This window comes from Mesorhizobium sp. M1A.T.Ca.IN.004.03.1.1 (assembly GCF_003997555.1).
In the GTDB taxonomy this organism is placed as follows: Bacteria; Pseudomonadota; Alphaproteobacteria; order Rhizobiales; family Rhizobiaceae; genus Mesorhizobium.
On record NZ_RZTV01000432.1, the window covers coordinates 1 to 266 of the forward strand.

The window sequence follows — 266 nt, forward strand, 5'->3', positions numbered from 1 at the left end:
CGGCGCTCATAGGCGGCCTTTCGCCACTGCATACCTTCGTCCTTATCAGCTTACCGGCAGCCTTGCGCATGGTTGCGCCTGCGCTGGTGTTACAAGCTGCCGAAATCGTCAAAAACTCTTCCGTCGCCTCGCTGATCGGGATCGTTGACCTGACCGCCTCGGTCGAGGCGTACCAAAACCGGACCTTCGCTTACACGCAGGGCTTCTTAGGCGCCGCCATAGGATACGCGATCCTGACACTGCCACTCATGGGGCTAGGAGCGTTT

Annotated in this window: 1 protein-coding gene; it reads left to right on the forward strand. The window is 59.4% G+C overall.

Annotated elements, in window-relative coordinates:
• Nucleotides 1–266, forward strand: a 266-nt coding sequence (locus tag EOD29_RS32325; RefSeq protein ID WP_127248837.1) for an ABC transporter permease subunit, incomplete at both ends; no start/stop codon positions are given.